Raw genomic sequence first — 25,498 nt, forward strand, 5'->3', positions numbered from 1 at the left:
ATTATTGGGCGTAAAGCGCGCGCAGGCGGTCCTTTAAGTCTGATGTGAAAGCCCACGGCTCAACCGTGGAGGGTCATTGGAAACTGGGGGACTTGAGTGCAGAAGAGGAAAGCGGAATTCCACGTGTAGCGGTGAAATGCGTAGAGATGTGGAGGAACACCAGTGGCGAAGGCGGCTTTCTGGTCTGTAACTGACGCTGAGGCGCGAAAGCGTGGGGAGCAAACAGGATTAGATACCCTGGTAGTCCACGCCGTAAACGATGAGTGCTAAGTGTTAGAGGGTTTCCGCCCTTTAGTGCTGCAGCTAACGCATTAAGCACTCCGCCTGGGGAGTACGGCCGCAAGGCTGAAACTCAAAGGAATTGACGGGGGCCCGCACAAGCGGTGGAGCATGTGGTTTAATTCGAAGCAACGCGAAGAACCTTACCAGGTCTTGACATCCTCTGACACTCCTAGAGATAGGAATTTCCCCTTCGGGGGACAGAGTGACAGGTGGTGCATGGTTGTCGTCAGCTCGTGTCGTGAGATGTTGGGTTAAGTCCCGCAACGAGCGCAACCCTTGATCTTAGTTGCCAGCATTCAGTTGGGCACTCTAAGGTGACTGCCGGTGACAAACCGGAGGAAGGTGGGGATGACGTCAAATCATCATGCCCCTTATGACCTGGGCTACACACGTGCTACAATGGATGGTACAAAGGGCAGCGAAGCCGCGAGGTGGAGCCAATCCCATAAAACCATTCTCAGTTCGGATTGCAGGCTGCAACTCGCCTGCATGAAGCCGGAATCGCTAGTAATCGCGGATCAGCATGCCGCGGTGAATACGTTCCCGGGCCTTGTACACACCGCCCGTCACACCACGAGAGTTTGTAACACCCGAAGTCGGTGGGGTAACCGTAAGGAGCCAGCCGCCTAAGGTGGGACAGATGATTGGGGTGAAGTCGTAACAAGGTAGCCGTATCGGAAGGTGCGGCTGGATCACCTCCTTTCTAAGGATATAAGCTGGACATATGAGCCAGACAATACATGTTTGTTTGATTGTTTCTTGTTTGTTTAGTTTTGAGGGAATTATCTCTCAAAACTTTTTGTTCCTTGAAAACTAGATAATCGTAAAAGAAGAAGTAACCAAGTAAGAACCGAGTAATCGCCATTTTAGTTTTTCTCTCTTATTTTTAAGAGTAAAAACCTTTTAGGTTAAGTTAGAAAGGGCGCACGGTGAATGCCTTGGCACTAGGAGCCGATGAAGGACGGGACTAACACCGATATGCTTCGGGGAGCTGTAAGTAAGCGCCGATCCGGAGATTTCCGAATGGGGAAACCCACTGTTCGTAATGGAGCAGTATCTTTACCTGAATACATAGGGTATTGAAGGCAGACCCGGGGAACTGAAACATCTAAGTACCCGGAGGAAGAGAAAGCAAACGCGATTCCCTGAGTAGCGGCGAGCGAAACGGGAACAGCCCAAACCGAAAGGCTTGCCTTTCGGGGTTGTAGGACACTCAACATGGAGTTACAAAGGAACGGGGTAGATGAAGCGGTCTGGAAAGGCCAGCCATAGAAGGTAAAAGCCCTGTAGTTGAAACTTCGTTCCCTCCTGAGTGGATCCTGAGTACGGCCGGACACGTGAAATCCGGTCGGAAGCAGGGAGGACCATCTCCCAAGGCTAAATACTCCCTAGTGACCGATAGTGAACCAGTACCGTGAGGGAAAGGTGAAAAGCACCCCGGAAGGGGAGTGAAAGAGATCCTGAAACCGTGTGCCTACAAGTAGTCAGAGCCCGTTCATGGGTGATGGCGTGCCTTTTGTAGAATGAACCGGCGAGTTACGATTGCATGCGAGGTTAAGTTGAAGAGACGGAGCCGCAGCGAAAGCGAGTCTGAATAGGGCGAATTAGTATGTAGTCGTAGACCCGAAACCAGGTGATCTACCCATGTCCAGGGTGAAGTCCAGGTAACACTGGATGGAGGCCCGAACCCACGCACGTTGAAAAGTGCGGGGATGAGGTGTGGGTAGCGGAGAAATTCCAATCGAACTTGGAGATAGCTGGTTCTCTCCGAAATAGCTTTAGGGCTAGCCTCACGTAGTTAGAGTCTTGGAGGTAGAGCACTGTTTGGACTAGGGGCCCTCATCGGGTTACCGAATTCAGACAAACTCCGAATGCCAATGACTTATCCGTGGGAGTCAGACTGCGAGTGATAAGATCCGTAGTCAAAAGGGAAACAGCCCAGACCACCAGCTAAGGTCCCAAAGTATACGTTAAGTGGAAAAGGATGTGGAGTTGCTTAGACAACCAGGATGTTGGCTTAGAAGCAGCCACCATTTAAAGAGTGCGTAATAGCTCACTGGTCGAGTGACTCTGCGCCGAAAATGTACCGGGGCTAAACGTATCACCGAAGCTGTGGGTGGACACCTTGTGGTGTCCGCGGTAGGAGAGCGTTCTAAGGGCGTTGAAGCTAGACCGTAAGGACTGGTGGAGCGCTTAGAAGTGAGAATGCCGGTATGAGTAGCGAAAGATGAGTGAGAATCTCATCCACCGTATGCCTAAGGTTTCCTGAGGAAGGCTCGTCCGCTCAGGGTTAGTCGGGACCTAAGCCGAGGCCGAAAGGCGTAGGCGATGGACAACAGGTTGATATTCCTGTACCACCTCTTTATCGTTTGAGTGATGGGGGGACGCAGGAGGATAGGGTAAGCGCACTGCTGGATATGTGCGTGCAAGCAGTTAGGCTGGTGAATAGGAAAATCCGTTCACCTTAAGGCTGAGCTGTGATGCCGAGGGAATTATAGTACCGAAGTTCCTGATTCCACACTGCCAAGAAAAGCCTCTAGCGAGATAAAAGGTGCCCGTACCGCAAACCGACACAGGTAGGCGAGGAGAGAATCCTAAGGTGAGCGAGAGAACTCTCGTTAAGGAACTCGGCAAAATGACCCCGTAACTTCGGGAGAAGGGGTGCTTTTTGGGGTGAATAGCCCCGAAGAGCCGCAGTGAATAGGCCCAGGCGACTGTTTAGCAAAAACACAGGTCTCTGCAAAGCCGCAAGGCGAAGTATAGGGGCTGACGCCTGCCCGGTGCTGGAAGGTTAAGAGGAGGGGTTAGCGCAAGCGAAGCTCTGAATCGAAGCCCCAGTAAACGGCGGCCGTAACTATAACGGTCCTAAGGTAGCGAAATTCCTTGTCGGGTAAGTTCCGACCCGCACGAAAGGCGTAACGATCTGGGCACTGTCTCAACGAGAGACTCGGTGAAATTATAGTACCTGTGAAGATGCAGGTTACCCGCGACAGGACGGAAAGACCCCATGGAGCTTTACTGTAGCCTGATATTGAATTTTGGTACAGCTTGTACAGGATAGGTAGGAGCCTGAGAAACCGGAGCGCCAGCTTCGGTGGAGGCGTCGGTGGGATACTACCCTGGCTGTATTGAAATTCTAACCCGCACCCCTCATCGGGGTGGGAGACAGTGTCAGGTGGGCAGTTTGACTGGGGCGGTCGCCTCCTAAAGTGTAACGGAGGCGCCCAAAGGTTCCCTCAGAATGGTTGGAAATCATTCGCAGAGTGTAAAGGCACAAGGGAGCTTGACTGCGAGACCTACAAGTCGAGCAGGGACGAAAGTCGGGCTTAGTGATCCGGTGGTTCCGCATGGAAGGGCCATCGCTCAACGGATAAAAGCTACCCTGGGGATAACAGGCTTATCTCCCCCAAGAGTCCACATCGACGGGGAGGTTTGGCACCTCGATGTCGGCTCATCGCATCCTGGGGCTGTAGTCGGTCCCAAGGGTTGGGCTGTTCGCCCATTAAAGCGGTACGCGAGCTGGGTTCAGAACGTCGTGAGACAGTTCGGTCCCTATCCGTCGTGGGCGCAGGAAATTTGAGAGGAGCTGTCCTTAGTACGAGAGGACCGGGATGGACGCACCGCTGGTGTACCAGTTGTCTTGCCAAAGGCATCGCTGGGTAGCTATGTGCGGACGGGATAAGTGCTGAAAGCATCTAAGCATGAAGCCCCCCTCGAGATGAGATTTCCCATAGCGTCAAGCTAGTAAGATCCCTGAAAGATGATCAGGTTGATAGGTCAGAGGTGGAAGCGCGGTGACGTGTGGAGCTGACTGATACTAATCGATCGAGGACTTAACCAAAATCGAAAAGCGGAAGCGGCCGGTTAGCAACGTATGGCCTGGAGGGCTTTGACTGAGATAAAGGAAACACGATGAGCGCTAGCGAATCGATGTTGACTTATCGTAGGGAAAAGACCGAAGGACACTAGTTGCTGGACGCTGGAGCTAGACAATTATCAAAGTAATAAGGTGAACTCGTTTTTACTAAACTTCTTCTGCGTTATCTAGTTTTGAGGGAATGAAACCTCTAATTCAATAGGTCCGGTAGCAATGGCGAGAAGGTCACACCCGTTCCCATCCCGAACACGGAAGTTAAGCTTCTCAGCGCCGATGGTAGTTGGGACGCAAGTCCCTGTGAGAGTAGGACGCTGCCGGGCAAATAAAAAGACAACCTGAAAATGGTTGTCTTTTTTGTGTTGTAAAGTGCGAATGATGCACAAGAACCGTCCCTATGCATCACAATCCTTCAAATTTAGTAGTTTTTTCCCATCAATCATAGGTTTCGCAACCGCGAGATTTGGAGAAAATCATATAATAGTGAATCGTTGCATCTGGAAATAAAATTGAGTATAATTAATGTCAAATATAGTCAAAGTCAGATGGTGCAAGGGGGTGGGAAGATGAGAAACATCTCCGATATTATCGAGAAATATCTGAAGCAGGTTTTGGATATGAGTGAAGAAGATATTGTGGAAATCAAACGCAGCGAGGTTGCTGATAAATTTCAATGTGTTCCTTCACAAATTAACTATGTCATTAACACCCGATTCACGATTGAACGGGGGTATGTCGTGGAAAGCAAACGGGGCGGGGGCGGATATATCCGGATTATTAAGGTGCAGTCTCATGATTCGGCCCAATTGATTGACCATTTGCTGTCACTTATCCATAGCCGTTGCAGTCAGGCAAGTGCGGAGGATGTGATTGGCCGGCTTATTCAGGAAGAGATTATTACAAAAAGAGAGGCTAAAATCATGTTAAGCGTAATTGACCGATCTGTTTTGTATATTGAACTTCCATACCGGGATGAATTAAGAGCAAGAATGTTAAAGGCAATGTTAACATCTTTGAAATATAAATAATATAGCCAGAGGGTGAAAGTATGATTTGCCAAGAATGTAATCAAAGGCCTGCGGCACTCCATTTTACAAAAATTATTAATGGTGAAAAGACGGAAGTGCACCTTTGTGAAAAGTGTGCTCAGGAAAAGGGCGATATGTTTATTTTTAATGGTGAATCAGGGTTTTCTTTTAATAATTTATTAGCAGGTTTATTAAATTTCGACCCGGCATTTCAACAGCCAACCGAGAGCCCGTTTCAACAGGCAGAAATCCTGCAATGCCACCATTGTTCCATGACATTTCCACAGTTTTTGAAAGTAGGACGCTTCGGCTGTTCCCACTGCTATGAGACCTTTAAAGAACAATTAAAACCTGTTCTAAGGCGGCTTCATGGCGGAAATTGGACCCATAACGGGAAAATTCCAAAAAGAGTTGGCGGGGCCATTTATCTCCGCAAGCAAATTGATGAACTGAAAAACTTGTTAAGAGAATCTATTATCCATGAAGAATTTGAAAAGGCCGCAACCATCCGCGATGAAATCCGTCAGCTGGAGAAAAAATTAGCGGCTGGTCATGAGGGAGGGGAATAACGGTGTCGCTCGAACGTTTTTTAAATCAAGCGGTCAGCTCCTGGATGAGTGAGGAAGGGCCTGAATCCGATATTGTCCTCAGCTCGAGAATTCGCTTGGCGCGAAACTTGGAAGCATATAAATTCCCAACTCTTTTTTCACATGAGGAAGCTAAACAGGTTATTAATGAGCTGGAGGGCATTTTGGAAACTTCCAGCCTCCGAAACTTTGGGCATTTGGAATTGCTGAAAATAGATGAGATGCAGCCGCTGCAAAAGAGGGTCTTGGTTGAAAAACATCTAATCAGCCCGCAATTGGCAGAGGATTCACCATATGGTGCCGTTTTATTATCCGAAAATGAAGAAGTTAGTATAATGATTAATGAAGAGGATCATATACGGATTCAATGCCTATTTCCTGGGCTGCAGCTAAAAGAAGCATTAGATGCTGCCAATGAAATTGACGATTGGCTTGAAGGTCATCTCCAGTATGCTTTTGATGAAAAATACGGCTATTTAACAAGCTGTCCAACAAATGTCGGCACTGGCCTTCGGGCATCGGTGATGATGCATTTGCCGGGTTTAATTTTAACACAGCAGATTAACCGGATTATTCCAGCCATCAATCAATTAGGGTTTGTGGTTCGGGGAATTTACGGTGAAGGAAGTGAAGCACTCGGCAATATTTTTCAAATTTCCAATCAAATTACCCTTGGAAAATCTGAAGAAGACATGTGCCGCGATTTAATGGGGGTTGTCAGCCAGTTAATTTCACAAGAAAGGTCGGCACGTGAAGCATTACGCAAAACTTCGAACATACAATTAGAAGACAGGGTGTTCAGGTCCCTAGGGGTCCTAACCAACAGCCGGATTATTGAAACGAAGGAAGCTGCAAAGTGTTTATCGGATGTTCGTCTTGGAATAGATATGGGATATATAAATTATGTATCAAAGAACATCTTAAATGAATTGATGATTTTAACGCAGCCTGGTTTTCTTCAGCAATATGCTGGAGGACCATTAAGACCGCATGAAAGAGACATAAGGCGGGCGGCATTAATTCGGGAACGTTTTATAATGGAATCTAAAAATATTGGTGAGGAGTGATAGTATGATGTTCGGCCGTTTTACTGAAAGAGCACAAAAGGTTCTAGCTTTAGCACAGGAAGAAGCAATTCGTCTTGGGCATAACAACATAGGAACTGAGCATATTTTATTGGGATTAATCCGCGAGGGTGAAGGGATTGCAGCTAAAGCTCTTTATGGACTTGGATTAGGCTCAGATAAGATTCAAAAAGAAGTGGAAAATTTAATTGGCAAAGGGCAGGAAGCCTCACAGATTATTCACTACACTCCGAGAGCCAAAAAGGTAATTGAACTTTCAATGGATGAAGCACGCAAACTAGGACATTCCTATGTCGGGACAGAGCATATTCTGCTTGGACTGATCCGTGAGGGAGAAGGGGTGGCAGCCCGAGTCCTTAATAACCTTGGGGTAAGCTTGAATAAAGCGCGCCAGCAGGTATTGCAATTATTAGGCAGCAATGAGAGCGGCGGGCAGCATGGCGGAGCATCTGCCAGTGCCAATACGCCTACACTTGACAGCCTGGCAAGAGATTTAACAGCCATCGCCAGGGAAGGCAGCCTTGACCCAGTGATTGGCCGCAGCAAGGAAATTCAGCGTGTAATCGAGGTGCTGAGCCGCCGGACTAAAAACAACCCGGTATTGATTGGCGAGCCTGGGGTTGGTAAAACAGCTATTGCGGAAGGCCTTGCCCAGCAGATTGTCAATAATGAGGTGCCAGAGATCCTTCGCGATAAGCGTGTCATGACACTTGATATGGGAACAGTAGTTGCGGGAACCAAGTATCGCGGCGAGTTTGAAGACCGTCTGAAAAAAGTAATGGATGAAATCCGCCAAGCCGGAAATATCATCCTGTTCATTGATGAATTGCACACATTAATCGGTGCTGGCGGGGCGGAAGGTGCCATTGATGCTTCCAATATTTTAAAACCATCGCTTGCCCGTGGCGAGCTGCAATGTATCGGGGCGACAACCCTTGATGAATACCGCAAATATATCGAAAAGGATGCTGCCTTAGAGCGCCGCTTCCAGCCGATTAGGGTGGATGAGCCGACTGCGGAAGAATCCGTTCAAATTTTAGAAGGGCTGCGTGACCGCTATGAAGCCCACCATCGTGTCTCCATTACCGATGAGGCGATTGAAGCAGCGGTAAAGCTTTCCGACCGTTATATCTCAGACCGTTTCCTGCCTGATAAAGCGATTGATTTAATCGACGAAGCAGGGTCTAAGGTTCGTCTTCGTTCCTATACCACTCCGCCAAACTTAAAAGAGCTGGAAGTGAAGCTCGAGGAAGTGCGGAAGGAAAAGGATGCAGCCGTGCAAAGCCAGGAATTCGAAAAGGCGGCATCATTAAGGGATTCAGAGCAGCGCCTGCGTGAGCAGCTTGAAGAAACGAAGAAAAGCTGGAAGGAAAAGCAGGGCAAAGAAAATAATCAAGTAACAGTTGAGGATATTGCCAGCGTTGTATCGAGCTGGACGGGAATTCCGGTTTCTAAACTTGCAGAAACAGAAACAGCGAGACTGCTTAACTTAGAAGAAATCTTGCATTCTCGCGTGATTGGTCAAGAAGAGGCAGTTTTGGCTGTATCCAAAGCGGTCCGCCGTGCGAGAGCAGGATTAAAAGATCCAAAGCGGCCGATTGGCTCCTTTATCTTCCTTGGACCAACCGGGGTCGGGAAAACAGAATTAGCCCGTGCCCTTGCTGAGGCAATGTTTGGCGATGAGGATGCGATGATCCGGATCGATATGTCGGAATATATGGAGAAGCATTCGACATCCCGCCTTGTCGGTTCCCCTCCAGGCTATGTAGGATATGAGGAGGGCGGACAATTAACCGAGAAAGTCCGCAGAAAGCCATATTCAGTTGTCCTTTTGGATGAAATTGAAAAGGCGCACCCAGATGTGTTTAATATCCTGCTCCAGGTATTGGAAGATGGCCGCTTAACCGACTCGAAGGGAAGAACAGTCGATTTCCGCAATACAGTTCTGATTATGACATCTAACGTCGGTGCGGAAGCCCTGAAGCGGAATAAGTATGTCGGCTTTAATATCCAGGATTCTGCCCAGGACTACAAAGACATGAAGGGCAAAGTTATGGAAGAGCTGAAGAAAGCATTCCGTCCTGAATTCCTGAACCGGATTGATGAAATAATCGTCTTCCATGCACTTGAGAAAAAGCATTTGGAGGAAATTGTTACATTACTATCTGATCAGTTAATTAAGCGATTAAAGGAACAAAAAATAGAAATCGAACTAACTCCGGCGGCAAAAGGGAAAATTTCCGAAGAAGGCTATGACCCTGAATATGGGGCAAGACCGCTTAAACGGGCCATTCAAAAACATATTGAAGACCGCCTGTCGGAAGAGCTGCTAAAAGGGAATTTATTGACCGGCCAGCTTGCTGTTATTGACGTCGAGAATGGTGAATTTGTCGTCAGATCAGCTGAGCAAACGAGTTTGGCAAAATAATTATGTAAGATGAAACCAACTAAGGGAGGTACACGTAAATAATGTTAAATCGTGTACCTCTTTTTCCATGTAAGGGAACGTCTTTTTCGCACAGAGAGGAAGAGCAAGAATGGTAAAGCGAAAAACAAAATTCATGTGTCAGGACTGCGGATATGAGTCACCAAAATGGATGGGAAAATGCCCAGGATGCGGCGGCTGGAATCGAATGGTCGAAGAAGTAGAGGTTACCGGGGCGCAAAGACGGGGAGCATTTGCCCATTCTCAGGGCGGTTCAGGCATTCTTTCTAAACCGGTTCCGATTACTTCGATTGAAACGGTCAGCGAGCCGAGAATCCATACTGACTTAAAGGAATTGAACCGCGTTCTTGGCGGCGGAGTTGTTAAGGGGTCATTAGTATTAATTGGCGGCGACCCGGGCATCGGAAAATCAACGCTTCTTCTGCAAGTATCTTCACAGCTAGCAAATAAGGATCATCAAGTATTGTACATATCCGGTGAGGAATCCTTACGGCAAACCAAGCTTCGGGCGGAACGGCTGAACATCGCCTCGCCAAATTTAATGGTATATGCGGAGACAAACCTTGAGGAAATTAACAGGACCATTGAAAGCACAAATCCAAGCTTTGTCATTATCGATTCCATCCAAACGGTTTACCACCCGGAGGTTACCTCAGCACCCGGTAGTGTTTCTCAGGTTCGCGAATGTACGGCTGAATTAATGAGAATTGGCAAAACGAAAGGCATTGCCATCTTTATTGTCGGGCATGTTACAAAAGAAGGGTCGATTGCCGGTCCTAGGCTGCTCGAGCATATGGTGGATACGGTCCTTTATTTTGAGGGTGAAAGACACCATACCTATCGAATTTTACGTGCTGTAAAAAACCGCTTTGGATCCACAAATGAAATGGGAATTTTTGAAATGAAGGAATTTGGCCTTGAAGAGGTCGAAAATCCATCGGAAATTTTTTTGGAGGAGCGCTCTAGAGGTGCGGCAGGATCGACTGTTGTCGCTTCGATGGAAGGGACCCGGCCTGTTCTTGTGGAAATCCAAGCACTTATTTCGCCCACCAGCTTTGGGAATCCGAGAAGGATGGCAACAGGGATTGACCACAACCGAGTACCGCTCTTAATGGCTGTTCTAGAGAAGCGGGTCGGAATGCTCCTCGCCAATCAAGATGCCTATTTAAAGGTTGCCGGCGGAGTGAAATTGGATGAACCGGCCATTGATTTGGCGATTGCCGTAAGCATTGCTTCAAGTTTTAGGGACAAACCAACAAGGCCGACAGATTGTATTATTGGGGAGGTCGGCTTAACGGGAGAAGTGAGACGGGTTTCAAGAATCGAGCAGCGTGTTCAGGAGGCTGCCAAAATGGGATTTGAGCGGGTTATCCTGCCAGCTAATAATCTTAGTGGCTGGAATGGGCCAATAGGTGTCGAACTCATCGGTGTTTCGTCGGTCAGCGAGGCGCTGAAGGCGGCTTTGGGAGGGTAGCGGATGGACAATAAGAGATCAGGGGAACTATCCATTCATGATGTAGTACAGTTAATTGCACCGGGTACCCCGATTCGAGAAGGACTTGATAATGTTTTACGGGCCAATACCGGAGGGTTGATTGTGATTGGCTATAACGAAAAAGTAAAAGCGATAGTCGACGGGGGATTTGAAATTAATTGTTCCTTTTCACCAAGCTTTTTATATGAATTGGCGAAAATGGACGGGGCAATCATCTTAAATGAAACCGGAAATAAAATTTTGATTGCTAACGCCCAGCTTGCCCCAGATACTGATATCGCCTCTACGGAAACGGGGATGCGGCACAGAACAGCCGAACGGGTCGCCAAGCAGACAAAAGCGCTTGTGATTGCAATTTCCCAAAGAAGAAATGTTATTACTTTGTATCAGGGGAATTTTCGTTATGCCCTCAAGGACATAGCTGTCATTTTAACAAAGGCGAATCAGGCCATTCAAACACTGGAAAAATATAAATCCGTCCTAGAGCAAAGCATTACCAATTTAAGTATTTTAGAATTTGAGGATTCTGTTACGTATAATGATTTTCTGCTTGTCCTCCACCGCTTTGAAATGGTCTTAAAGATTAAAAATGAACTGCTGGGGTTCCTGTATGAACTGGGGACTGAAGGCAGGTTGATTCGGCTGCAGATGAATGAAATATTGACAGAACTGGAAGAAGAAATGATGCTGATTATGAAGGACTATGCGTTTGATAGAGAGGTAAAACCAAACGAAGTCCTGCAGCGGATGCAGACTATGACGGCGAGCGGGACCATAGACGACATGGTTTTGTTAAGGCTATTGGGGTACCTCGGCTATGTTCACCTCGATGAATACCGAAATCCGTGCGGATACCGGATTCTTAATAAAATCCCCAGGCTTCCTGGTGTCATCATCGAAAATCTTATCAATAACTTTGGAAATCTGACAAATATTCTGACTGCAACAGTTGAAGACCTTGATGACGTGGAGGGAATAGGGGAAATACGTGCGAATAAAATCAAAGAGGGCTTCAAATTAATTAAAGAGCGATTATATACGGATCGTCATCTATAAAACTATTGAAAAAATCTAAAAGGCTATGTTAAAATAAATGTTTTTCATTTATTTGACACTCCCATTTTTCGATGCTACCCTAGATTTTAACGTAACAAATTTGTTTCAAAATCAACACAATTTGGAAAAATAATCTTACTTGCAACGTTTCAATTTTCCTATTGTGTTTATAATGAAAAAGAGGAGGTGAAGGAATGTTAAAACGAATTGTGCAGGCGTGCTTTCTCATTACTGGGGGAACGCTTGGAATTTTGTTTTTGCCACAATTACTTGTTCTACTTCATCTAAATGATAGCCAACTTATCAATAATTCCTATGTCACTGCTATTTTAGGTGCTATTATTTTTTATCTTATAACCTTTTGGGCAGTAGATTACGTTATTAATTTTATTAAATGGGCTGAAGATTCATTAGTAAAGATTCCTGTTACAGATGTTTTATTTGGAAGTATTGGCCTAATATTTGGCTTGTTGGTTGCCTTCTTGATCGGCTTTGCCCTAAATGCCGTACAAGTACCAATCTTAAATGAAGTGGCCCCGATTCTATTGACCTTGTTATTTGGATATTTAGGATTCCAGGTGGGATTTAAAAAACGCGATGAACTTCTCGGTTTGTTTGGCCGAGGTAACGGCAAGAAAAAGAACGCTGAAGAGGAAACAGATAAGGCGGAATTTAAATCTTTAAAAATATTGGATACAAGCGTCATTATTGATGGACGCATAGCTGATATTTGCCAAACTGGATTCTTGGATGGGACGATTGTCATTCCCCAATTTGTGCTTGAGGAATTGCAGCATATTGCGGACTCTTCTGACGTGTTGAAACGCAATCGCGGCAGACGAGGATTGGATATCTTAAATAGAATCCAAAAGGAGCTGGCTGTAAAAGTAGAGATTTACGAGGGAGATTTTGAAGAAATTCAGGAAGTCGACTCGAAGCTTGTTAAGCTGGCGAAAATAACGAACGGAATTCTTGTGACGAATGATTTTAACTTAAATAAGGTTTGTGAATTCCAAAATGTCTCCGTTTTGAATATCAATGATCTGGCAAATGCTGTGAAGCCAGTCGTTCTTCCAGGTGAAGAATTAACTGTTCAAGTAATCAAGGATGGTAAGGAATATCATCAAGGTGTTGCCTATTTGGATGACGGGACGATGATTGTTGTGGAAGAAGGAAGAGAATATATCGGCAAACGAATTGATGTTCTCGTAACGAGCGTCCTGCAGACATCTGCCGGCAGAATGATTTTTGCCAAACCGAAACTTTTAGAAAAAGCTTTGTAAAAAGGATTGTGTTATTTATGACTTACCGGGTCATTATCCCTGCCGCCGGTTCCGGAAAGCGAATGGGGGCGGGGAAAAACAAGCTTTTGCTTGAACTTGAAGGTGTGCCAATCCTCATTCATACACTTAAAGTTTTTGCGGATGATGAGGATTGCGAGGCCATTATTTTAGCGGTAAATCCGCAGGATGAAAAGGAATTCACGGATTTAATCAATAAACATCATATCAAAAAGTCCGTCAGTATGGTTCCGGGCGGTTCTGAACGCCAGCACAGCATTTATAATGCGTTAAAAACCATCAAAACCGATGGGATAGTTCTTGTTCATGATGCCGCCAGACCGTTTATCAAAAAAGAGCATATCCTCCGTTTAACGGGAGTAACAGAGGAGACCGGTGCTGCCATTATTGGCGTGCCTGCAAAAGATACGATGAAAAAAGTCATGGGCGGTACTGTAACAGAGACTGTGGAACGTTCGAGCTTGTGGGCAGTGCATACCCCGCAGGCTTTTCGTATTTCCCTCCTCCATGAGGCTTATGAAAAAGCAGAAAGAGACAGCTTTCTCGGCACTGATGATGCCAGTTTGGTAGAAAGATTGGGACATCCAGTGGCGATGGTCGAAGGTGATTATGATAATATCAAAATTACAACACCAGAAGATTTATTTTTTGCAGAAGCGATTTTAAAAAAGAGACTTAAAGGAGTTTGAATTATGTTTCGAATTGGCCAGGGCTTTGATGTTCATCAATTAACCGAGGGACGCCCTCTGATTATTGGTGGTATCACGATTCCATATGAAAAAGGGCTGTTGGGGCATTCCGATGCCGACGTATTATTACATACCGTTTCCGATGCCTGTTTAGGGGCAATTGGCGAAGGCGATATCGGAAGGCATTTTCCTGATACGGACCCAAACTTTAAGGACGCTGATTCGGCCAAGCTGATGGAGCGAGTCTGGGGAATCGTGAAAGAAAAAGGATATGAGCTTGTGAATGCTGATTGTACAATCATTGCCCAAAAACCAAAGATGGCTCCCTACATTGGCGAGATGCAGGCGCGGATTGCCGAGCTTCTCGAGGCATCTCCGGAGCAGGTGAATGTGAAAGCGACCACAACTGAAAAGCTCGGGTTTCCTGGCAGGGGCGAAGGGGTTGCGGCCCAGGCAGTTGTATTGTTAAAAAAGGTAGGGGTTTAGACTTTATTGAGGTTCTGCCAAGTGATAAAATATATCGGTATGAGAACCAAATGGAAAAAGTGGAGGCATTATGATGTCAAATGAGATTAGAGTAAGGTACGCTCCAAGTCCAACCGGACATTTACATATCGGGAATGCCCGTACGGCACTGTTTAATTATTTGTTTGCCCGCAATAAAGGCGGAAAGTTTATTATCCGGATTGAGGATACCGATAAGAAGCGTAATATTGAAGGCGGCGAGCAAAGCCAATTAAAATATTTAAAATGGCTTGGAATGGACTGGGATGAAAGTGTCGATGTCGGTGGTGAATACGGTCCCTACCGCCAATCGGAAAGAAACGATATTTATGAAACCTACTATAAGCAGCTCTTAGAGAATGGAAAGGCTTATAAATGCTACTGTACAGAAGAAGAATTGGAGAAAGAACGGGAAGAGCAAATTGCCCGTGGTGAAACCGCCCATTACTCCGGCAAGTGCCGGCACTTAACTCCGGAAGACAGCGCCCGTTTGGAGGCAGAAGGCCGCAAGCCAAGCATCCGCATCATTGTTCCGGAAGGAAAGACGTATACCTTTGATGACATGGTTAAAGGAACTGTATCCTTTGAATCAGATACGATTGGCGGAGACTGGGTAATGGTTAAGAAGGATGGCACGCCAACCTATAACTTTGCGGTTGCTATCGATGACCGTCTCATGGAAATCTCGCATGTTCTGCGCGGTGATGACCATATCTCCAATACGCCAAAGCAACTGGTGGTATACGAAGCATTAGGCTGGGAGCCGCCCATTTTCGGACATATGACGCTAATTGTGAATGAAAGCCGTAAGAAATTGAGCAAGCGGGACGAGTCCATCATTCAATTTATCGAGCAATACGAGGAATTGGGTTATCTGCCAGAAGCATTATTTAACTTTATTGCCTTGCTCGGCTGGTCTCCTGCAGGGGAAGAGGAGATTTTCGCGCAAGAAGAATTTATTCAAATCTTTGATGCAGATCGACTTTCCAAATCACCGGCATTATTTGATAAACAAAAGCTTGCTTGGATGAACAATCAATATATGAAAAAAGTAGAGCTAGAGCGGGTAGTGGAACTTTCCCTGCCGCATTTAATCAAGGCCGGCCGTGTCAGCGAGAACCTGTCAGAGGAAGAACAACAATGGGTCCGCACTTTGGTTTCTCTCCTTCAGGAAAAAATGAGCTTTGGCGCAGAAATCATCGAGCTTTCGGATATGTTCTTTAAGGACGAGGCAGACTATGAGGAAGAAGCGAAGGAAGTACTGGGCGGAGAACAAGTTCCAGAGGTGTTAAAGGCTTTCTTACAGGAGCTTGATCAGCTTGAAAGCTTCCAGGCAGAAGGCATCCAGGCCGCGATGAAGGCTGTCCAAAAATCAACAGGGCAAAAGGGGAAAAACCTGTTTATGCCGATTCGGGCCGCTGTGACGGGGCAAACCCATGGACCAGACCTGCCAAAATCGATTGAACTTTTAGGCCGAGAGAAAGTTCAAAATAGAATTAAGCAAATTATTAGTTAACATTCAAGAAAAAATGTAATATAGTATAAGTATTATAAAACGAGCTAAAGCTTTGATGAGGAAAAGTAGAAAAATGATGCTTGAAAGAGAGAACCATCACCGGCTGAAAGTGGTTTAAGCCGCTCATTTTTTGAAAATGCACCTCGGAGCCCCACTTCGAAACAGATTGCCTTTGGAGTAGATTTGGGCGGAACCTTTCCGTTAACAGGTAGAGTGAGGCCATATTAATGCGCACACAGTTTTTGTGTCTGTATTCATTGTGACCTAATCAGAGTGGAACCACGTTAAAATCAAGCGTCTCTGTCTTTACGACAGAGGCGTTTTTTATTTTATAAAAAGGGGTATAAAACAAAGGGGGGAGTATCAATGTTCAAAACATTGAAGGAGGATATTGATGTAATATTTGACCAGGATCCGGCAGCAAGAAGCTATTTGGAAGTAATTCTAACTTATTCAGGTCTACATGCGATTTGGGCGCACCGCTTGGCGCATGGGTTCTATAAGAGAAAATTGTTTTTCATTGCTCGAGTTATTTCACAAGTAAGCCGCTTCTTCACAGGAATTGAAATTCATCCAGGGGCAAAAATAGGCAGAAGATTTTTTATCGACCATGGAATGGGCGTTGTTGTGGGAGAAACCTGTGAAATTGGCGATAATGTTACGATTTATCAAGGGGTCACACTAGGCGGTACAGGGAAAGAAAAAGGAAAGCGTCATCCGACTATTAAGGATAATGTACTCATCTCCACTGGTGCCAAGGTTTTAGGCTCGATAACCATCGGCGAAAATTCCAAAATCGGCGGCGGATCGGTAGTTTTAAAGGAAGTTCCGCCGAACTCCACGGTCGTGGGAATTCCGGGAAGAGTCGTCATGAAGGACGGCATTCGTGTTGGGAAAGATTTAAACCATTCCGACTTGCCAGACCCGGTTGCAGATCGCTTTAAAGATTTGCAACTGGAACTGGATCAAATGAAAAAGGAACTGGCAGAATTAAAAGAGGAAAGGACAAAAGTTAATGGCCATTCAACTGTATAATACACTTACCCGCAAGAAAGAGACCTTTGTACCGCTTGAAGAAGGCAAGGTCAAAATGTATGTTTGCGGGCCAACTGTCTATAATTATATCCATATCGGAAATGCGCGCCCGGCAATTGTATTTGATACGGTCCGCCGTTATTTAGAATACCGCGGTTACGACGTCAAATATGTATCCAACTTTACGGATGTCGATGATAAATTGATCCGCGCTGCCAATCAGCTCGGAGAAGATGTACCAACAATTGCGAATCGGTTTATTGAGGCCTATTTTGAAGATGTTTTGGCACTAGGCTGCAAAAAGGCAGATGTCCATCCGCGTGTCATGGAAAACATGGAGATTATTATCGACTTTATCAGCCAATTAATCGAGAAGGGTTACGCCTATGAGTCTGAGGGGGATGTTTATTACCGAACACGCCACTTTGTGGAGTACGGTAAGCTTTCCCACCAGCCAATTGATGAACTGCAGGCTGGAGCTAGAATTGAAGTAGGCGAGAAAAAAGAAGATAACCTGGACTTTGCTTTATGGAAAGCAGCCAAGGAAGGAGAAATTTTCTGGGAGAGCCCGTGGGGTCCGGGAAGACCGGGCTGGCATATCGAATGCTCGGCGATGGCGAAAAAATATCTTGGTGAGACCATTGATATCCACGCTGGCGGACAGGATTTAACCTTCCCGCACCATGAAAACGAAATTGCCCAATCCGAGGCGTTAAGCGGGAAAATCTTTTCCCGCTATTGGATGCATAATGGCTATATTAATATTGATAATGAAAAAATGTCAAAGTCACTTGGCAACTTTGTGCTGGTCCATGACATTATTAAGCAAATAAACCCACAGGTGTTACGATTCTTTATGCTGTCCGTGCACTACCGCAATCCAATCAATTACAGTCAGGAGTTATTGGAGAGCACAACGGCAGCCCTTGATCGGTTAACCACCTCTTACCAAAATTTAAAACACCGCCGTGAGAACAGCGCAAACTTGACGGAAAATAATCAAGAATGGCTTGATAAAATCAGCAGACACCGCGATGAATTTATCGAAGCGATGGACGATGATTTTAATACAGCCAAAGCCATTTCAGTTTTATTTGAGTTATCGAAACTGGCAAATTATTACCTCATGGAAAAAAATACTGCGGTAGAAGTCATTGATGCGTTTACAGCGCAGTTTGAAGAGCTGTTTGCTGTTCTTGGCCTGACTTTTGAACAAGAAGAATTACTGGATGAAGAAATTGATGCCCTAATTGAACAGCGGATTCAGGCCAGAAAGGATCGTAACTTCCAATTGGCTGACCAAATTCGTGACCAGTTAAAGGAAATGAATATCATTTTAGAGGATACCCCACAAGGTACAAGGTGGAAAAGAGGCTAATTTAAATGCTTGATTACGATAAAACAGTCGATGCCAGCCAATTGAATAGTCTCGCACTTGCTTACATGGGTGACGCTGTCTATGAAACATATGTAAGGCGTCACCTCTTGTTCAGCGGGCAGGTCCGGCCTCATCAGCTGCACAGAGAAGGGACGAGGTATGTTTCTGCAAAAGCGCAATGCCAGATTCTTTTTCAAATGATGGATGAAGGGCTTTTGCTAGAGGAGGAGATGGCGGTTGTTATGCGCGGCAGAAATGCGAAATCAGGAACTGTACCGAAAAATACCGATGTTCAAACCTACCGATACAGCACTGCCTTTGAAGCGTTAATTGGCTATTTATATTTAATGGGAAGGAAGGACCGCCTAGAAGAACTCGTCCGCCAGTCGTTTTTCTATGTGGAAAATAAGAAAGGAGGAACGTCAACATGAATCAGGAACAGGAATACATCGTGGGTAAAAATCCGGTGATTGAGGCGCTAAAATCAAAACGGGATATCAATAAAATTTTAATTGCAGAAGGGTCACAGCGCGGGCAAATGCAGCAGATTACCCAATTGGCCAAAGAAGGAAATGTCCTCGTGCAATTAGTACCAAAGAAAAAAATCGACCAGATTACTGACCAGAACCATCAAGGTGTCCTTGCCTATGTCGCAGCCTATCAGTATGCCGAATTGGATGATTTGTTTGCGGCGGCGGAAAAGAATAACGAGCCTCCTTTCTTTTTACTGCTGGATGAGATTGAAGATCCTCATAACCTCGGCTCGATCATGAGAACTGCAGATGCAGTCGGAGCGCACGGGATCATCATTCCAAAGCGAAGGGCTGTTGGCTTAACGGCAACGGTCGCCAAAGCTTCGACAGGAGCCATTGAATATATACCGGTTGTCCGGGTAACAAACATGGCGCGTACTATAGATGATCTGAAGGAACGGGGAGTCTGGATTGCTGGGACAGATGCGAAGGGAAAACAGGATTACCGGCAAATGGACGGAACGCTTCCGCTTGGCCTTGTGATTGGCAGCGAAGGAAAAGGAATGGGGCGGTTAATCCGTGATAAGTGTGATTTTCTCATTCATCTGCCAATGGCGGGTCATGTTACATCCTTAAATGCTTCTGTTGCGGCGGCACTGCTGATGTATGAGGTATACCGGAAACGGCACACCTTAGAGGGATAGTATATGGATATCCTGCTAGTCGATGGCTATAACATTATCGGGGCGTGGCCGGAGCTTAAAGCATTAAAAGACCGTGACCTTCCGGCAGCAAGGGACCGATTGGTGGAAAAGATGGCCGAATATCAGGCCTTTTCCGGCTTTCGGGTAATCGTTGTGTTTGATGCTCATTATGTAAAAGGAACGGAAAAAAAGTATGAAAATCACAAGGTTGAAGTCATTTTTACGAAGGAAAATGAATCAGCTGATGAACGGATTGAAAAAATGGCGATCAGCCTGAGTAATCGAAGAACACAGGTTCACGTGGCCACTTCTGATTTTACAGAGCAATGGCAAATTTTTGGACAGGGTGCTTTAAGAAAATCAGCCCGGGAATTAGAAATAGAAATGTCCTCCATTGAAAAAGGAATTGAGAAAAAGGTAAAAAAAATTCAAGAGAAAAAACCTTTCTACAAAATACCGATTAGCGAAGAAATGGCAGAAATTTTTGAAAAATGGCGCCGTGGACAGAAGTGAGCTATCGACTTCAAAAAATTTCTAATGTATAATAATACTATCTATGCTTGTTCGGTGGAGGGGATCTTAAGTTGAGTGCGGACTTCGGGACAAATGTTAACGAGCAGTTTTTCGTAATGGAAGACGAGGAAATTGTCGATTTGGTTCACCAAGGCGACAGCGAAGCTTTGGATTTTTTAATCCATAAGTATCGAAATTTTGTACGTGCGAAAGCAAGATCCTATTTTTTAATTGGCGCGGATAAGGAAGATATTGTTCAAGAAGGAATGATTGGTCTGTATAAGGCGATCCGCGATTTTAGGGAGGACAAGCTAACCTCCTTCAAAGCATTCGCTGAGTTGTGCATCACAAGGCAAATCATCACAGCCATCAAAACGGCAACGAGGCAGAAGCATATTCCGTTAAATTCCTATGTTTCATTGGACAAGCCTATTTACGATGAAGAATCAGACCGGACGTTGATGGATGTATTATCGGGTGCAAAGGTTCTCGACCCGGAAGAGCTAATCATTAACCAGGAAGAGTTTGACCATATAGAAGTAAAAATGACGGAATTGTTAAGTGATTTAGAACGAAAGGTATTGGCCCTGTACTTGGATGGGCAATCGTACCAGGAAATTTCTGAAGAACTTAACCGTCATGTGAAATCGATTGATAATGCCTTGCAGCGTGTAAAAAGAAAGCTAGAGCGGTACCTGGAGTTTCGCGAGTTTTCCCTGTAAGTTTTGTATGCGCTCACAGATTTATGTCAGTTCACCGAATCTCCTGTCGAATGTTATTGACAATAAATAGGGGTCATGATACATTTTTAGGGATATAAAGAGGGTGCCTAAGGATGAGTAAAAAAAGAGTTCTTGCCTGCACAATCTGCGGTTCAAGAAATTATTCCACCGTCAGCAAGGATACACAAACAGAGAGATTGGAATTAAATAAATATTGTAAAACCTGTGGTGTGCATACTGTTCATCGTGAAACAAAATAAAAGATTAACATTCTAGCATTGCTATTTACGATAGTTGGGGGTTACTAAATGTCTCGCATAAAGAAATTCTTCAGTGACGTAGTTCGTGAAATGAGAAAAGTCAGCTGGCCAAAACGCGGAGAACTGACTCGCTCTACTGTAACTGTTATAACAACTGTTGCTTTTTTTGCCGTTTTCTTTGCTGTTTTAGATTTGGGAATTTCAAAATTGATTCGGTTAATTCTTGAATAATAACTTGTACTTCATGGTATAATGGAAAACACAAGGAATTTTTAGCAAAAAACCCGTCATTAGCGGGTTTTTTAATTTGTTCAGAAAAGCGGAAGCGCCTAGGCGCTGAAGCTAGACAGTCAAAAAATAGTTGAATTTAAATTAGGGAGGGACGGACGCACAAGTCCTCTTAAATGGAAAAGAATTGGTATGTTGTTCATACTTACTCAGGCTATGAGAATAAGGTAAAGGCTAATTTAGAAAAACGTGTGGAATCCATGGGCATGTCAGATAAAATCTTTCGTGTCGTAGTTCCGGAAGAAGAAGAAACAGAAATTAAAAACGGTAAGAAAAAAGTTGTCAAACGTAAGGTGTTCCCTGGATATGTGTTGGTTGAGCTTGTGATGACCGACGATTCTTGGTATGTCGTACGGAATACACCGGGTGTAACAGGGTTCGTTGGTTCTGCTGGATCAGGTTCAAAGCCAACTCCGCTGCTTCCGGAAGAAGTGACCGGTTTGCTGAAACGTATGGGCGTAGAAGAAAAGCGTATTGACGTTAACTACGAAATCGGCGAAACCGTAAAAGTCAAAGAAGGCCCATTCGCCAACTTCACAGGAGTCGTCGAAGAAATGGACAAGGACAAAGCCAAGCTTAAAGTACTAGTCAACATGTTCGGCCGTGACACCCCAGTAGAACTTGAATTCACACAAATTGATAAGCTTTAATTTTAAAACAATAATAAAAAGTTGAAGATAAGTTTTTCTACCCTGTTGATTGGGGTGGAGGGCACGAAGACTCCTGCGGGAGTACGGTTCAGGGGAGACCCCGCAGGAGCTTTAGCGACGAGGAGGCTCCCCGAAACGCCCGCGGAAAGCGAAGTGCCCGGAGCTCCAATCAACAGCCCTTTTTTAAAGCAGAAAAAGGTCCAAAAAGGATCAATTTTAAAGAAATATTATCTGATATTGTAAAAAAACTTGAAATCAGTTTTAAAAAATGATAATATTTCATAGGTCAGTATGTCTAAGGAAAACTCCTTGGACAAGACTTTTGTCAAGCTCTTTGTATTCATATAAAGACTTCAGATGAGTGGGAGGGTTAATACCCTATTAACCACATCACGGACTTTAAGGAGGTGTGTCTCGTGGCTAAAAAAGTAATTAAAGTTGTTAAATTACAAATCCCTGCTGGTAAAGCAAATCCTGCGCCGCCAGTTGGTCCTGCACTAGGTCAAGCCGGTGTTAACATCATGGGATTCTGTAAGGAATTTAACGCTCGTACAGCAGATCAAGCTGGATTGATTATTCCTGTTGAAATCACGGTGTTTGAAGACCGTTCATTTACATTTATTACGAAAACTCCTCCTGCTGCCGTTCTTTTGAAAGTAGCAGCTGGAATCCAGTCTGGTTCAGGCCAGCCTAACCGTAATAAAGTAGCAACAGTAAAGCGTGATAAAGTACGCGAGATTGCGGAACAAAAAATGCCTGACCTAAACGCAGCTAGCGTTGAAGCAGCAATGCGCATGGTTGAAGGTACTGCACGCAGCATGGGTATCGTTATCGAAGACTAATCCATGTAAGTAACTGTTATGTTGTAATGAGGGGGTTGCGCAGTTTTAAAATACTCGCAACCTTTTTCGTGGGAGTTATACGACGTTAAAACCACAATTTAGGAGGAAATAAAAATGGCTAAAAAAGGTAAGAAGTACCTAGAAGCTGCTAAGCTTGTAGATCGCTCAAAAGCTTACCCAATTGCAGAAGCAATTGAACTTGCTAAGCAAACAAATATTGCGAAATTCGACGCAACTCTTGAAGTTGCTTTCCGCTTAGGCGTTGACCCTAAGAAAGCTGACCAGCAAATCCGTGGAGCAGTTGTGCTTCCAAACGGAACTGGTAAAACTCAACGCGTATTAGTATTCGCGAAGGGTGAAAAAGTGAAAGAAGCAGAAGCAGCTGGCGCTGATTATGTTGGCGATGCAGAATACATCAACAAAATCCAACAAGGTTGGTTCGAGTTCGATGTAATCGTAGCAACACCTGACATGATGGGTGAAGTTGGTAAATTGGGTCGTACTTTAGGACCTAAAGGCTTAATGCCAAACCCTAAAACGGGCACAGTTACATTTGATGTAACAAAAGCAATCAATGAAATTAAAGCAGGTAAAGTTGAATACCGTGTTGACAAAGCTGGAAACATCCACGTGCCTATCGGTAAATCTTCTTTCGAAAACGAAAAGCTTGTTGAGAACTTCACTACTGTGTTCGAAACAATGTTAAAAGTAAAGCCATCTGCTGCTAAAGGTACTTACATGAAGAACGTAACTGTTACTTCAACAATGGGACCTGGAATCAAAGTAGATCCTTCTACTGTTGCAGCAAAATAAGGTAACTAATTTTTCCAATTGACAATCGAAATTAGATTTTATATAATCAATTTTGTTGTTTAATATAACAAACATTTGTACCGTAGACAGCAGGGGCTTATGTGCTTAATAATCCTGCCGAGGTTATGCGATAAATTAAGCTATCTTTTTAGCTGATTATGCTGCCTCTATGTCTAATTTATGATATAGAGGCATTTTACTGACCGGTATAAATGTAGACATTCTACAGGAGGTGTTAAGATGAGCAGTGCAATCGAAGCTAAAAAACAAGTTGTCGAAGAAATTGCTGGAAAACTAAAAGCTAGCGTATCAACAATTGTTGTTGACTACCGTGGCCTTACAGTTGGTCAAGTGACTGAACTTCGTAAACAACTTCGCGAAGCTGGCGTTGAGTTCAAGGTTTATAAAAACTCTATGACTCGCCGTGCGGCTGAAGAAGCAGGTCTTGCTGGCTTAAACGATGCATTAACAGGTCCTAACGCAATCGCGTTCAGTACTGAAGATGTAGTAGCACCAGCGAAAATCTTAAACGATTTTGCTAAAAAGAACGAAGCGTTAGAATTAAAAGCGGGTGTTATCGAAGGTAACGTCGCAACTGTTGAAGAGGTTAAAGCTCTTGCTGAACTTCCTTCACGCGAAGGCTTGCTTTCTATGTTACTCAGCGTGCTTCAAGCACCAATCCGCAACCTTGCTCTTGCAGCAAAAGCAGTTGCAGATCAAAAAGAAGAACAAGGCGCGTAAGTTAAAACTTATCGCTTAACCAATAACGGAATGAAAATTAAGGAGGAAAATTAAAATGACTAAAGAACAAATCATTGAAGCAGTTAAATCTATGACTGTTTTAGAACTTAACGATCTTGTAAAAGCAATCGAAGAAGAATTCGGCGTAACTGCTGCTGCTCCTGTAGCAATGGTTGGCGGCGCAGGTGCTGCTGCTGTTGAAGAGCAAACTGAGTTTGATGTAATCCTAGCTTCTGCTGGCGATCAAAAAATCAAAGTTATCAAAGTTGTTCGTGAAATCACTGGTCTTGGTCTTAAAGAAGCAAAAGACCTTGTTGACAACACTCCAAAGCCTGTTAAAGAAGGCGTTGCTAAAGAAGAAGCTGAAGCAATCAAAGCTAAGCTTGATGAAGTTGGAGCTAACGTTGAAGTTAAGTAATCTTAACACTATAAAGAAGTCCGCTGCATAAGCGGGCTTTTTTTGGCTATCTTAAAAAGGTCCTGGTGCCTCATTATCTTCTATCCTATATCCTCGGGAGGTGAGTCGTTTGACTGAACACTACTATTCTCGTTCCCAAAAGGTTGAAAGTGACCCGAAATATTGGGACTTCACCTTAAGAAACCATCAATTTCGGTTTAAAACGGATAACGGAGTTTTTTCAAAAAGAGAGGTAGATTTTGGCTCACGTCTATTAATTGAATCTTATACGATTCCGGAAATAAACGGTCCTATTCTCGATGTTGGCTGCGGATATGGCCCCATTGGTTTATCTATTGCAAAGGCCAACCCAGACCGGATCATTCATATGGTAGATGTGAATGAACGGGCTCTTGAATTGGCGAGGGAAAATGCCGTTCTCAACAAAATTGAGAATGTAAAAATCTATGAAAGTGACCGGCTGCTTAGTGTAAAGGAAGATTCCTTTTCCGCTATTTTAACTAATCCCCCCATTCGCGCTGGAAAAAAGACTGTTCATGATATTTTTGAACAAGCTTATGAGCGTCTTGCTGCCCGCGGTGAATTATGGGTAGTCATTCAAAAGAAGCAGGGAGCTCCCTCGGCGATGGAGAAAATGAAAGAACTGTTTTCTAATGCTGAAGTAATTGAAAAATCAAAAGGATATTTCATCATAAAGGCTAAAAAACAGTTGACTTGATAATGTCGTTGTGATAGCATTATAAAATGCCATCATAATATTTACCGAATTATTCCTATAAATACATTTTGTCTGTATAA

General features: G+C 44.5%; 24 protein-coding genes, 3 rRNA genes and 2 other annotated features (1 of these 29 only partly in view). All 27 genes read left to right on the forward strand.

Annotated features, from left to right (window positions below; translation table 11 throughout):
• Positions 1 to 985 (forward strand): 16S ribosomal RNA (locus V5M37_RS00500) (it extends 565 nt beyond the left edge of the window).
• 203 nt (positions 986 to 1,188) lie between these two features.
• Positions 1,189 to 4,123 (forward strand): 23S ribosomal RNA (locus V5M37_RS00505).
• A gap of 239 nt (positions 4,124 to 4,362) precedes the next feature.
• Positions 4,363 to 4,479 (forward strand): 5S ribosomal RNA (rrf, locus tag V5M37_RS00510).
• Together the 16S, 23S and 5S rRNA genes form the textbook arrangement of a ribosomal RNA operon.
• Before the next feature lie 243 nt (positions 4,480 to 4,722).
• Positions 4,723 to 5,184, forward strand: coding sequence for a CtsR family transcriptional regulator (locus tag V5M37_RS00515; protein WP_213148297.1), 462 nt, complete (start codon positions 4,723 to 4,725; stop codon positions 5,182 to 5,184).
• Between the two features lie 20 nt (positions 5,185 to 5,204).
• A complete protein-coding gene (locus V5M37_RS00520; protein ID WP_423800317.1) occupies positions 5,205 to 5,753 on the forward strand; it encodes a UvrB/UvrC motif-containing protein in 549 nt (182 codons plus the stop codon).
• A gap of 2 nt (positions 5,754 to 5,755) precedes the next feature.
• Positions 5,756 to 6,838, forward strand: a complete 1,083-nt coding sequence (locus tag V5M37_RS00525) for a protein arginine kinase (RefSeq protein WP_213148295.1) — start codon at positions 5,756 to 5,758, stop codon at positions 6,836 to 6,838.
• Between the two features lie 4 nt (positions 6,839 to 6,842).
• A complete protein-coding gene (gene clpC, locus V5M37_RS00530) occupies positions 6,843 to 9,284 on the forward strand; it encodes an ATP-dependent protease ATP-binding subunit ClpC (protein WP_423800318.1) in 2,442 nt (813 codons plus the stop codon).
• 109 nt (positions 9,285 to 9,393) lie between these two features.
• Positions 9,394 to 10,776 carry a DNA repair protein RadA gene (gene radA, locus V5M37_RS00535; RefSeq protein WP_423800319.1) on the forward strand — a complete coding sequence of 461 codons (1,383 nt, stop codon included), beginning with the start codon at positions 9,394 to 9,396 and terminating at the stop codon, positions 10,774 to 10,776.
• Positions 10,777 to 10,779: 3 nt separating this feature from the next.
• On the forward strand, positions 10,780 to 11,853 hold the full coding sequence (gene disA, locus V5M37_RS00540) for a DNA integrity scanning diadenylate cyclase DisA (protein WP_213148292.1): 1,074 nt from the start codon (positions 10,780 to 10,782) through the stop codon (positions 11,851 to 11,853).
• A 194-nt stretch (positions 11,854 to 12,047) separates the two neighbouring features.
• Positions 12,048 to 13,136: a PIN/TRAM domain-containing protein gene (locus V5M37_RS00545; RefSeq protein ID WP_423800320.1), complete on the forward strand. Its 1,089-nt coding sequence runs from the start codon at positions 12,048 to 12,050 to the stop codon at positions 13,134 to 13,136.
• A gap of 17 nt (positions 13,137 to 13,153) precedes the next feature.
• Complete coding sequence (ispD, locus tag V5M37_RS00550) at positions 13,154 to 13,843, forward strand: 2-C-methyl-D-erythritol 4-phosphate cytidylyltransferase (RefSeq protein ID WP_423800321.1); 690 nt, start codon at positions 13,154 to 13,156, stop codon at positions 13,841 to 13,843.
• Positions 13,844 to 13,846: 3 nt separating this feature from the next.
• Positions 13,847 to 14,329, forward strand: a complete 483-nt coding sequence (ispF, locus tag V5M37_RS00555) for a 2-C-methyl-D-erythritol 2,4-cyclodiphosphate synthase (RefSeq protein WP_423800322.1) — start codon at positions 13,847 to 13,849, stop codon at positions 14,327 to 14,329.
• Between the two features lie 73 nt (positions 14,330 to 14,402).
• Entirely contained in the window at positions 14,403 to 15,863 is a 1,461-nt protein-coding gene (gene gltX / locus V5M37_RS00560) for a glutamate--tRNA ligase (protein WP_423800323.1), read from the forward strand.
• A 43-nt stretch (positions 15,864 to 15,906) separates the two neighbouring features.
• Positions 15,907 to 16,168, forward strand: a binding site (T-box leader).
• A 61-nt stretch (positions 16,169 to 16,229) separates the two neighbouring features.
• Complete coding sequence (gene cysE / locus V5M37_RS00565; RefSeq protein WP_423800324.1) at positions 16,230 to 16,898, forward strand: serine O-acetyltransferase; 669 nt, start codon at positions 16,230 to 16,232, stop codon at positions 16,896 to 16,898.
• Positions 16,879 to 18,276, forward strand: a complete 1,398-nt coding sequence (gene cysS, locus V5M37_RS00570; RefSeq protein WP_423800325.1) for a cysteine--tRNA ligase — start codon at positions 16,879 to 16,881, stop codon at positions 18,274 to 18,276. The genes cysE and cysS overlap by 20 nt, the downstream gene beginning before the upstream one ends.
• 5 nt (positions 18,277 to 18,281) lie before the next feature.
• Positions 18,282 to 18,707: a Mini-ribonuclease 3 gene (locus tag V5M37_RS00575; RefSeq protein WP_423800326.1), complete on the forward strand. Its 426-nt coding sequence runs from the start codon at positions 18,282 to 18,284 to the stop codon at positions 18,705 to 18,707.
• The gene (gene rlmB, locus V5M37_RS00580; RefSeq protein WP_213148285.1) at positions 18,704 to 19,453 is read left to right on the forward strand and encodes a 23S rRNA (guanosine(2251)-2'-O)-methyltransferase RlmB; all 750 of its coding nucleotides are present in this window, start codon (positions 18,704 to 18,706) and stop codon (positions 19,451 to 19,453) included. The genes V5M37_RS00575 and rlmB overlap by 4 nt, the downstream gene beginning before the upstream one ends.
• Positions 19,454 to 19,456: 3 nt before the next feature.
• Positions 19,457 to 19,966 carry an NYN domain-containing protein gene (locus tag V5M37_RS00585; protein ID WP_213148284.1) on the forward strand — a complete coding sequence of 170 codons (510 nt, stop codon included), beginning with the start codon at positions 19,457 to 19,459 and terminating at the stop codon, positions 19,964 to 19,966.
• A gap of 71 nt (positions 19,967 to 20,037) precedes the next feature.
• Complete coding sequence (gene sigH, locus V5M37_RS00590; RefSeq protein ID WP_213121098.1) at positions 20,038 to 20,688, forward strand: RNA polymerase sporulation sigma factor SigH; 651 nt, start codon at positions 20,038 to 20,040, stop codon at positions 20,686 to 20,688.
• Between the two features lie 113 nt (positions 20,689 to 20,801).
• Positions 20,802 to 20,948 carry a 50S ribosomal protein L33 gene (gene rpmG / locus V5M37_RS00595; RefSeq protein WP_213148283.1) on the forward strand — a complete coding sequence of 49 codons (147 nt, stop codon included), beginning with the start codon at positions 20,802 to 20,804 and terminating at the stop codon, positions 20,946 to 20,948.
• Between the two features lie 48 nt (positions 20,949 to 20,996).
• Positions 20,997 to 21,179 carry a preprotein translocase subunit SecE gene (secE, locus tag V5M37_RS00600; protein ID WP_423800327.1) on the forward strand — a complete coding sequence of 61 codons (183 nt, stop codon included), beginning with the start codon at positions 20,997 to 20,999 and terminating at the stop codon, positions 21,177 to 21,179.
• 173 nt (positions 21,180 to 21,352) lie between these two features.
• A complete protein-coding gene (nusG, locus tag V5M37_RS00605) occupies positions 21,353 to 21,886 on the forward strand; it encodes a transcription termination/antitermination protein NusG (protein WP_213148282.1) in 534 nt (177 codons plus the stop codon).
• 416 nt (positions 21,887 to 22,302) lie between these two features.
• The gene (rplK, locus tag V5M37_RS00610; protein WP_042453928.1) at positions 22,303 to 22,728 is read left to right on the forward strand and encodes a 50S ribosomal protein L11; all 426 of its coding nucleotides are present in this window, start codon (positions 22,303 to 22,305) and stop codon (positions 22,726 to 22,728) included.
• 114 nt (positions 22,729 to 22,842) lie between these two features.
• Positions 22,843 to 23,541 carry a 50S ribosomal protein L1 gene (rplA, locus tag V5M37_RS00615; RefSeq protein WP_217037297.1) on the forward strand — a complete coding sequence of 233 codons (699 nt, stop codon included), beginning with the start codon at positions 22,843 to 22,845 and terminating at the stop codon, positions 23,539 to 23,541.
• A gap of 62 nt (positions 23,542 to 23,603) precedes the next feature.
• Positions 23,604 to 23,748: a sequence feature (ribosomal protein L10 leader region), on the forward strand.
• A 33-nt stretch (positions 23,749 to 23,781) separates the two neighbouring features.
• Positions 23,782 to 24,282, forward strand: a complete 501-nt coding sequence (gene rplJ / locus V5M37_RS00620) for a 50S ribosomal protein L10 (protein WP_423800328.1) — start codon at positions 23,782 to 23,784, stop codon at positions 24,280 to 24,282.
• Positions 24,283 to 24,337: 55 nt separating this feature from the next.
• Positions 24,338 to 24,700, forward strand: coding sequence for a 50S ribosomal protein L7/L12 (gene rplL / locus V5M37_RS00625; RefSeq protein WP_213148279.1), 363 nt, complete (start codon positions 24,338 to 24,340; stop codon positions 24,698 to 24,700).
• Between the two features lie 109 nt (positions 24,701 to 24,809).
• Positions 24,810 to 25,418 carry a class I SAM-dependent methyltransferase gene (locus tag V5M37_RS00630; protein WP_423800329.1) on the forward strand — a complete coding sequence of 203 codons (609 nt, stop codon included), beginning with the start codon at positions 24,810 to 24,812 and terminating at the stop codon, positions 25,416 to 25,418.
• Positions 25,419 to 25,498 lie beyond the last annotated feature (80 nt).

The sequence above is a fragment of the Neobacillus sp. SAB-20_R2A genome (assembly GCF_049568635.1).
Lineage (GTDB): Bacteria > Bacillota > Bacilli > Bacillales > Cytobacillaceae > Neobacillus > Neobacillus citreus.